This is a genomic window from Rhizobium sp. P1_E6 (assembly GCF_056405875.1).
Window position 1 is genome coordinate 20572 of the sequence record NZ_JBFUBG010000082.1, and the last position, 9297, is coordinate 29868.

Annotated in this window: 9 protein-coding genes; all 9 read left to right on the forward strand. The window is 57.4% G+C overall.

Translation table 11 applies throughout. The annotated features are described in order from the left end of the window. Positions 1-118: 118 nt before the first annotated feature. Entirely contained in the window at positions 119-3040 is a 2922-nt protein-coding gene (locus AC1D35_RS27635; protein ID WP_477941107.1) for a monovalent cation/H+ antiporter subunit A, read from the forward strand. Continuing rightward, positions 3040-3375 carry a Na+/H+ antiporter subunit C gene (locus tag AC1D35_RS27640; protein WP_477855542.1) on the forward strand — a complete coding sequence of 112 codons (336 nt, stop codon included), beginning with the start codon at positions 3040-3042 and terminating at the stop codon, positions 3373-3375. Before AC1D35_RS27635 ends, AC1D35_RS27640 begins: the two co-directional genes overlap by 1 nt. Further along, on the forward strand, positions 3372-5003 hold the full coding sequence (locus AC1D35_RS27645) for a monovalent cation/H+ antiporter subunit D (RefSeq protein ID WP_477941093.1): 1632 nt from the start codon (positions 3372-3374) through the stop codon (positions 5001-5003). The genes AC1D35_RS27640 and AC1D35_RS27645 overlap by 4 nt, the downstream gene beginning before the upstream one ends. Continuing rightward, a complete protein-coding gene (locus AC1D35_RS27650) occupies positions 5003-5479 on the forward strand; it encodes a Na+/H+ antiporter subunit E (RefSeq protein ID WP_477941096.1) in 477 nt (158 codons plus the stop codon). Before AC1D35_RS27645 ends, AC1D35_RS27650 begins: the two co-directional genes overlap by 1 nt. Beyond that, entirely contained in the window at positions 5476-5757 is a 282-nt protein-coding gene (locus AC1D35_RS27655) for a K+/H+ antiporter subunit F (protein WP_113013683.1), read from the forward strand. Before AC1D35_RS27650 ends, AC1D35_RS27655 begins: the two co-directional genes overlap by 4 nt. Continuing rightward, a complete protein-coding gene (gene mnhG / locus AC1D35_RS27660; RefSeq protein WP_477941098.1) occupies positions 5754-6143 on the forward strand; it encodes a monovalent cation/H(+) antiporter subunit G in 390 nt (129 codons plus the stop codon). Before AC1D35_RS27655 ends, mnhG begins: the two co-directional genes overlap by 4 nt. 1029 nt (positions 6144-7172) lie before the next feature. Continuing rightward, positions 7173-8180, forward strand: coding sequence for an ABC transporter substrate-binding protein (locus tag AC1D35_RS27665; RefSeq protein WP_477941100.1), 1008 nt, complete (start codon positions 7173-7175; stop codon positions 8178-8180). A 5-nt stretch (positions 8181-8185) separates the two neighbouring features. After that, positions 8186-8968 (forward strand): ABC transporter ATP-binding protein, encoded by a 783-nt coding sequence (locus AC1D35_RS27670; RefSeq protein WP_477941102.1) that lies wholly within the window; start codon positions 8186-8188, stop codon positions 8966-8968. Then, on the forward strand, positions 8965-9297 hold a 333-nt coding region (locus tag AC1D35_RS27675), incomplete at its 3' end, for an ABC transporter permease (protein WP_477941103.1). The genes AC1D35_RS27670 and AC1D35_RS27675, both read left to right, overlap by 4 nt.

Here is a 9297-nt window from a genome sequence, read left to right on the forward strand (position 1 = left end):
GTCGCCCATATTGGTTGATATAAGCCATATAGAGCAACAAAGCCCCGATTGCTAGACGGCAGTTGAACAGTTGCCCCAAGCGATGGGTACCGATTTTCTGGAGGATTGAGGCATTGGGATAACAGCCGAACCATTTTTGATTGTCGTTCTGCTGCTTCTGCCTTTCGTCGGAAGTCTCCTCTCCATTCTCTTACTCAAGACGACTTCGCCACGCCTGCCTGCAGGTTTGGCAGCTATCGTCGTCACCGCTTTGTTGCTGCTCACAGGAAGCTTGTATCCGGCGGTCGCAGACGGCGGGGTAGTGCGGTTTCGCGCCGAATGGCTGCCGCAGTTCGGCCTGGACTTCGCGTTGCGCATGGATGGTTTTGCATGGATTTTCACCATGCTTGTCACCGCAATCGGCCTTCTCGTGGTGCTTTATGCGCGCTACTACATGTCCGAGGAGGATCCGGTTCCACGGTTCTTCTCGTTCCTTCTTGCTTTCATGGGGGCCATGCTCGGCATTGTCGTCTCGGGCAATGTGATCCTGCTGTCCGTGTTCTGGGAACTGACCAGCATCTTCTCGTTCTTGCTCATCAGCTATTGGCACAATAATGCCAATGCCCGCGATGGCGCCAGAATGGCACTCACGATTACCGGGATTGGCGGCTTTTGCTTGTTGATCGGCTTTATTCTGCTCGGCAACGTGGTTGGCAGCTATGACGTCGACAAGATACTCGATTCCGGCGACATCGTTCGCAGTCATCCTCTCTATCTGCCAACGCTGATTTTCATATTGCTAGGCGCTTTGACAAAGAGCGCGCAGTTTCCATTCCATTTTTGGCTTCCCAACGCCATGGCTGCCCCGACGCCGGTTTCGGCCTTCCTTCACTCGGCGACCATGGTCAAAGCCGGTGTGTTCCTGTTGGTGCGTTTCTGGCCGGTGCTTTCGGGGACGTACGAATGGTTCTGGATCGTCGGCGTCGCCGGGATCTCAACCCTGCTGCTGGGCGCATATTTTGCGCTGTTCCAGCGCGACTTGAAAGGCCTCTTGGCCTATTCGACCATCAGCCATCTTGGATTGATCGTGACACTGCTGAGCCTCGGCAGCCCATTGGCGACCGTGGCCGCCATCTTCCATATGCTCAATCACGCGACCTTCAAGGCGTCGCTCTTCATGGCAGCGGGCATCATAGATCACGAGACCGGCACACGCGACATGCGCAAGCTCAGCGGTCTCTTCCGCTTCATGCCCTTCACAGCGACCTTGGCGATCGTGGCAAGTGCCGCAATGGCTGGCGTGCCCCTCCTCAACGGGTTCCTGTCCAAGGAAATGTTCTTTGCCGAGGCGGTGGAGACCCATGCCGATTCGATCCTCGACCGTATTCTTCCCTATGTCGCGACCCTCGCCGGTGCCTTCAGCGTGGCCTATTCGCTGCGGTTCATTCACACGGTTTTCTTTGGTCCGCCGCCGACCGATCTGCCGGTCAACCGTCCCCACGAGCCACCCAGATGGATGCGGTTTCCGGTCGAGTTCCTCGTCATCGTCTGTCTGATCGTTGGCATCATTCCGGCAATATCGATTGGTCCGTTTCTTCACAGCGCCGTGGTCAGCGTGCTCGGGACGGCTACGCCCGAATACAGCCTGGCGATCTGGCATGGCGTCAACCTTCCGCTCATAATGAGCGCGATCGCACTCGTCGGTGGTGCGCTCATCTATTTTTTGCTGAAGGATTACCTCAATCGTTGCGATGACGGTCCGCCGCTGTTTCGCAGGCTCAAGGGGCAACGGGTCTTCGAGCGCGTAATTGTCGAACTATCCTGGCGATGGGCGCGCCTCGCCGAGGGGCGCTTGGGCACGCGCAAGCTGCAACCCCAGCTGCGCTGGCTGATCGTGGCTGGTTTTGCCGCAGGCACGTTGCCGCTCTATCTGAGTGGCTTCGAAAGCCGTCCAGTTACTTACGCGAGCGTCGATCCCGCCTTCACGGCGATCTGGATCATTGGCGTGTGCCTTGCGCTTGGCACAGCGTATACGGCGAAATACCACCGTCTGGCCGCACTGGTGATGCTCGGCGGTGTCGGTCTCGTCGTCTGCATCACGTTCATTTGGCTTTCGGCGCCCGATCTCGCGATCACCCAGTTGCTCGTCGAAATCGTCACGACCGTCCTGATCCTGCTCGGCCTGCGCTGGCTGCCCAAACGGACTGAGGGTTTTGGCGAGGCGATGACGTTGAGAGCACGGTTTCGCCGGTTTCGTGACCTTGCACTGGCCGTTCTCTGCGGCGTCGCCATGTCCTTCGCCGCCTACGCCGTGATGACGACGCCGGTCCCGGACGCGATTGCCAACTACTTTTTGGAGAATGCTTATTCCGAGGGTGGTGGCCGCAACGTCGTCAATGTCATTCTGGTGGATTTCCGTGGTTTCGATACGTTGGGAGAGATCGCCGTTCTCGGTGTCGTTGCGCTCACCGTCTACGGGCTGTTGCGCCGTTTCCGGCCTGCCGAAGACAGCATGAGGGCGCCGGAGCAGCAGCAAGCGCAAAACCGCTTTGACGAGGAGCGGCCAGAGCGGTCTGCCGGCGATACCGTGCGCGACTATCTGCTGGTGCCATCGGTCATCATGCAGTGGCTTTTTCCAGTCATCATCACCTTCTCAGTCTACCTCTTCATCCGCGGACACGATTTGCCGGGCGGCGGCTTTTCGGCAGGCCTGACGCTGTCGATCGGCTTTCTGCTGCAGTATCTGGCGGGAGGAACACGCTGGGCAGAGGATCGCATCCGCATCCTGCCGCTCCGCTGGATGGGCGCGGGACTGCTGACCGCCGTTGCAACCGGGGTCGGGGCTTGGTTCCTTGGTTATCCGTTCCTGACTTCGCACTCCCGCTACCTCGATCTGCCGCTGATCGGAAAAGTGCCCGCGGCCACTGCGCTGCTCTTTGATCTGGGCGTCTTCTGCCTTGTCGTCGGATCGACGGTGCTCATTCTTGTCGCACTCGCACACCAATCCTTGCGCATCAACCGGCTGCGGATGATCGACGCGGCGAAATCGGAGGAGGCGTGATGGAACTGATCCTGTCGATTGCCATAGGGGTGATGACCAGTTGTGGTGTCTGGCTTATCTTGCGCCCGCGAACCTACCAGGTGATCGTCGGCCTTTCACTGCTTTCATACGCGGTCAACCTGTTCATCTTCGGGGTCGGCGGCGTCAAGGCAAACGTCCCGCCTATTCTTACTGACGATGCGGCGGGCCCTCTGGCCGATCCGGTTCCACAGGCTCTGGTTCTGACCGCTATCGTCATCGGCTTTGCGACAACCGCCTTGTTTCTGGTCGTACTTCTGGCGTCGCGCGGTCTGACGGGCAGCGACCATGTCGACGGGAGAAATGAGCCGCGATGAATGCCTGGGCCCACCATCTGATCATTGCTCCGGTACTCGTACCACTGGTCGCCAGCGCATTGTTGCTGCTCGTCGACGAGCGTCAACGGTTAGCCAAGGCGATGATCAGTCTTGCATCGACCTTCGTTCTGACGGCCATCGCCATTTGCCTGTTTCGCATTGAAAGCGGCCCAAACGCCTTCGACGGCATCTATCTGCTCGGTAACTGGGCGGCCCCTTTCGGTATCGTCCTGGTACTTGACGGACTGTCGGCACTGATGCTGCTTTTGACGGCGTTGCTGGCCGTTCCTGCGCTGATCTTCTCGCTCGCACGTTGGCACGCGGTCGGCGCGCATTTCCACAGCATGTTCCAGATCCTGTTGGTCGGCGTCAATGGTGCCTTCCTCACCGRTGATCTGTTCAATTTATTCGTGTTCTTTGAGATCATGCTGGCGGCGTCCTATGGTCTGCTGCTGCATGGTTCCGGTCCGCTTCGGGTCAAGGCGGGCCTGCACTACATCGCCGTCAACCTTGTGGCAGCCCTGTTGTTCCTCATCGGTGTGAGTCTGATTTACGGCACGGCCGGGACCCTCAATATGGCGGACCTTGCAGCGCGCATTCCCGAAATGGAGCGCGATCGCCGTATGCTCATGGAGGCAGGAGCGGCGATCTTGGGCGTAGTCTTCCTCATCAAGGCGGGGATGTGGCCGCTCTGTTTCTGGCTGCCGACAGCATATAGTGCGGCGTCAGCTCCAGTGGCTGGAATGTTTGCCATCATGAGCAAGCTCGGGATTTACATAATCCTGCGCCTGACRATGCTTCTGTTCGGAGAGGGGCCGCTGGCCGGCTTTGGCGCCATCGTGCTCCTATACGGTGGTGTGGCGACGCTTGTCTTCGGGACGATCGGCGTGCTGGCATCCCAGGCGCTCGGCCGGCTCGCGGGGTTTTCCGTACTCGTCTCGTCGGGCACCCTGTTGATGGTCCTCGGTATCAATGACGGCGCCGTATCATCCGGTGCGCTCCTTTATCTCGTCAGTTCAACACTGACGATCAGTGCCTTCTTCATGCTGATCGAACTTGTCGAGCGCGGACAGGACGCCGGCGCCAACGTCCTTGCGGTAACGATGGAAGCCTACGGGGACGCCGACGAGCAAACCCCCGATGAAGAAGAGGGTGTGACGATGCCCGGGACGATGGCGATACTGGGCATTTGCTTTGCTGCCTGCGGGATCCTGCTGTCCGGTCTGCCGCCGCTTTCCGGTTTCATAGCCAAATTTGCAATGCTGTCGTCAATGATGGGCACGGGTGCGATCGGGGTGCCGCCGACCGCGGCAATCTGGACACTGATCGTGCTCGTCATCCTCTCCGGTATCGCGGCGCTGATTTCCATGACGCGCGCCGGCATTCGTACCTTCTGGAGCTCGATCGAAGGCACGGTTCCGCGTGTCCTTGTGATCGAGATCGTCCCCGTGCTGTTTTTGCTGGTGCTCACCCTTGTCTTGACCGTGCAAGCTGGGCCGGTCCTGCAATATATGGACGTAACCATTCGCACGCTGAGCAAGCCTGCAAACTATATCGATGCGGTCCACAATGCGCTACAGGTCCCGGGCTATCGGGGCCTGGCGGCGCCCGGAACGGAGAGCAACTGATGCTGCCTTATCCCGTTCTTTCGCTGTCGCTACTCGTCATGTGGCTGTTGCTCAACGGCTTTACGCTCGGTCATCTTATTCTGGGTATCTTCGTCGCCGTGTTCGCCAGTTGGGCGATGGCGTCCTTGCGTCCGCAAAAGCCGCGATTGGTGAAGTGGTACCTGCTGCCCAAACTTTTTCTCGTCGTACTCTACGACATCGCCAAATCCAACATTGCGGTCGCGGGCATTATTATCCGGAGCGATTCGCGCCAGCACGATCCGGGATTTCTGACCATTCATCTCGAAATGAGAAGCCCGTTCGCGTTGGCCGTTCTTGCAGTGATCCTGACGAGCACGCCGGGATCTGCCTGGCTTGAATACGATTCCAACGAGAATTCCGTCCTTCTCCATGTCCTCGATCTGCAGAACGAGACCGTGTGGCGAGACACGATCAAAAATCGATATGAGAAGCTGCTGATGGAGATCTTCGCGTGAGCGCAATTATCTTGTTCAGCGCCGTTTCGATCGCTCAGTTGATGCTGGTCGCGTCGATGGCGATTGTTTCGGTGCGCATGGTCATCGGGCCTCGCGCTCAAGATCGGATTGTCGGTCTCGACACCTTTTACATCAACGCCATGCTGTTGCTTGTGACTTTTGGCGTCGGCACGGGTCGCGTCGTCTATTTCGAAGCGGCATTGGTGATCGGGATTTTGGGGTTTGTCTCCTCCGTCGCGCTGGCCAAGTTTTTGATGCGGGGTGAGGTGATAGAATGACTGCGGCTGCAGATATCCCGTTGTGGGCGGCCATCTTTGTCGCCTTCTTTCTTCTCGGTGGCGCTTCCCTGGCATTGATCGGAGCGATAGGCTTCCTGCGCCTCCCGACATTTTATGAACGTATTCACGCRCCAACGCTCGCAACCAGTTGGGGGATCGGCGGGATCATGCTCGCCTCGATGATCTTCTTCTCAGTCGGTTCAGGACGACTTGAGGCTCACGAGATCCTGATCGGGATTTTTGTAACGGCGACGACGCCGATCACTCTGATGATGCTTGCGCGTGCTGCTCTTTACCGTGATCGTGTCGAGAATGATGAAAAGGCGCCGCCAAAACGGATCGACCAGGTTGCTGCAAGAAAACAAAGCAGCAAGGGAGAGACTTAAACCTCCTCGGCCCCATCCTAATGGCCACAAGCGCGATTTTCCATGCACGTTGACGGCTGCGGCACCACTGAGCCGTCGTCGCATCGGCAGCGATTATCCGGCTATATTCGCCAGAAGAGTTTTTGGAGAAGGTTAACGGTATCGGGTCGACGATGTCGGCCGAACCGTTGCAGACCTCAAGGGATCGCTGACTTTCGCGATCGCGGGGACGTCGAGGCGCTGGGAGCACGTGCTTTCGGAAGGTTTGACACCATCATGGCAACCGATCATGCTAGCAATGTCTTGAGCACCTCAGTCAGTAAGATGACCCAACTCAGAGGCGCAGGGCGGTTATTGACAGCAAATCCAAACCTGACAGCGCTCGGGGCTTCGATATCAGTTGCCTTTGAATGCCGTTTGTCAAAGATCGAGTTTTGTAGTCAGGGCAGCGTGCCATCCGAAGGTGACGCCACCGCTAGCCACCCATTGAAACCGTCGAACCTTGCTGCGTATTAAGGCCAACAGGATGGTCACGAGTTCGAACCCTATCAAGGCGTGAGAGACGACTGCGCATGGCGAAATGAGCAGATCCTTTCTCCGTCGGCCTTGAGGACATCGCGTTAGCTCTTCAGCTTCGCAGCCTTGACCAACGGCTGATCCATTTAGAGCTCGGAAAGGAAGCCATCAATATGAAGGGCATCGAAGTAAGTGCGAGGATCGTGTTAACCGTGATCTTTCCGTCGATCTTGCCGTCCTCGTTGACGTCCACTCGACGAATTCGGCGTCGAATTAAAGACCGATCTGGCCCTCGATGCAGCTTAAACTCTAGCCCGCCAGCAAATCCCAAGCCTCTCCGGCTGCTCAAAGACGTCGCAAAGCAGGTGCAACAGATTTGGAGACGCCAAACCACCGAGCCATTCGCTGTAAACTGGTTCTGAAATTTGAACAGACTGGTTCTATGCCAGCCGAGAAATGAACATTACAACGATCGCGTCAGCCAACAAGGGGATCGAAAAGTCCGGCTGTCACACCAACTGGGAGATCGTTGTCATGAACAGAAGAAGCTTTCTGAAAACTGCCGCGGCAACTACCATCGGCGGGACATTCGTTTCATTTGGAAACGCGCAGGCATCGGACGTTGGTGTCCGCATCCAGTATGACTGGCTGATCGGAAACGGCCAACTCGGGGATATCGTCGCCCAGAAGAAAGGCTTCTTTAAGGACGAGGGGCTCGATGTGACCTTCGGTCCTGGCGGGCCGAATGCCCAGACAGTACCTCCTGTCCTGGCTGGCCAGGCTCAGATGGGCGAGCTTTCGTCGACGGCGCAGTTTTTTACGGCATTCGAGGCCGGACGTCCGTTGATGCTGTTTGCGAGCGGTCTCCGGTATTCGCCATACGCCTATGTTTCGCTTCCGAAGTCTCCGATCCGCATGGCAAAAGATCTGGTGGGCAAGACAGTCGCGATCAATCCTAACGGTCGCTATCTGCTCGATCTGATCATGGCCCAGAACAAATTGGACCGGAACAGCGTCAAAGTAGTGACTATGGGCGCTGATATGACGCCCCTCCTGGCGGGTCAAGTCGATGCCGTCACAGGTTTCCTCACGAACACAAAGGCATTGTCTGTTCTGGGTCCGGACATCATCACCTTGATCCCCGCCAAAATCGGCGCGCCGAATTATGCCAACTCCTATTTCACGTCGGCGGAGGCTTATCCTGCGCAGAAAGAAAACCTGGTGAAGTTCGTTCGCGCCCTCTCAAAGGGCTGGGCCTGGGCCTACGAGAACCGCCGCGCTGCAGTGGATATCATGTGCGACGCATATCCGGCACTCGATCGACAGGTCGAGTATCAGACCGTCGACCTCATCGCCTCGCTGTCGTTCGATGAGACCACCAGGGAGCATGGCTGGGGCTGGCACTCTCGCGAACAATTGCAAAAGCAGGTGGATCTCTTCCGTGAGATCGGAAAATTCCCGGGCAAGGTCCCCGTTCTTGATGAATGCGTGACCTGGGAGATCCTCGAGCGCACCGCAGACACGCGGGCGAAACTAGGCTGAAAAACATGACAACCAAGCAAGCGATAGACATCGCAGACCTCTCGATGTCTTTTGGACAGGTCTGCGCTTTCCAAGACGTCACCTTGAACGCTGAAGCAGGTCGGTTCATCGTGCTGATCGGGCCGTCAGGCTGTGGAAAATCCACCCTGTTGCGCAACATCGCAGACCTCCTCGATAGCACGAACGGCAAAATCGAGGTGTTCGGCGCAAGTCCGAAAGAGGCCCGCCAGAAGCGGCGGTTCTCATTCGTATTCCAGGAGTCAACTCTTCTTCCGTGGCGTACGGCTCTTGAAAACGTGTCATTGCCGCTTCAGGTCGGCGGCTGGTCGCGCTTGAAGAGGCCCTCCCGCGATCCGCGCGAGCTCCTCGCCATGGTCGGCCTGAAAGGCCGTGAAAATGCATACCCTTGGCAACTTTCGGGGGGACAGCGCCAGCGTGTGGCAATCGCGCGCGCATTGGTAACGCAGCCCGAAATTCTTTTGATGGACGAACCGTTCGGGGCATTGGACGAGATCACCCGCGATGGCTTGAACGATGAGCTTCTCAAGATCTGGCGGGAAACCGGCACAACGGTTGTTTTCGTCACACATAGCCTGACGGAGGCCGCACTGCTCGGCGAAACCGTGGTGGTCATGGGTGCTCATCCGGGCAGAATCGTCGAAGAAATCGATCTTGACGATTGCAAGCCGAACAACACCATTGATCGCACTTCAACTGAATTTTTCCAGATTACCTCGCGCCTCCGCACCGTCCTGGAAAAGGCACATGGCTCAGGAGATCATCATTGAAGAACTCATTGACATGGGCATGGCCGCTGATCGGCCTGATTTCCCTCATCGCCCTTTGGCAGGCAATCATCACCGGCTTCGAGGTGAAGCCGTTCATTGCTCCCGATCCCTTAACCGTGGCTCACGCTCTTTGGGATCAAAAGGCCCTGCTTTGGGACAACATTCGTCCAACTGCTGCTGAGGCATTGGCGGGTTTCGCGGTCGGCAACACCATCGGCTTTCTCCTCGCAACCATGTTCGTGCACAGTCGCTTGATCCGCAGCATCTATTTCCCTGTGGTCGTTCTGTTCAACACGATTCCGATCATCGCGCTGTCTCCCGTGCTGATC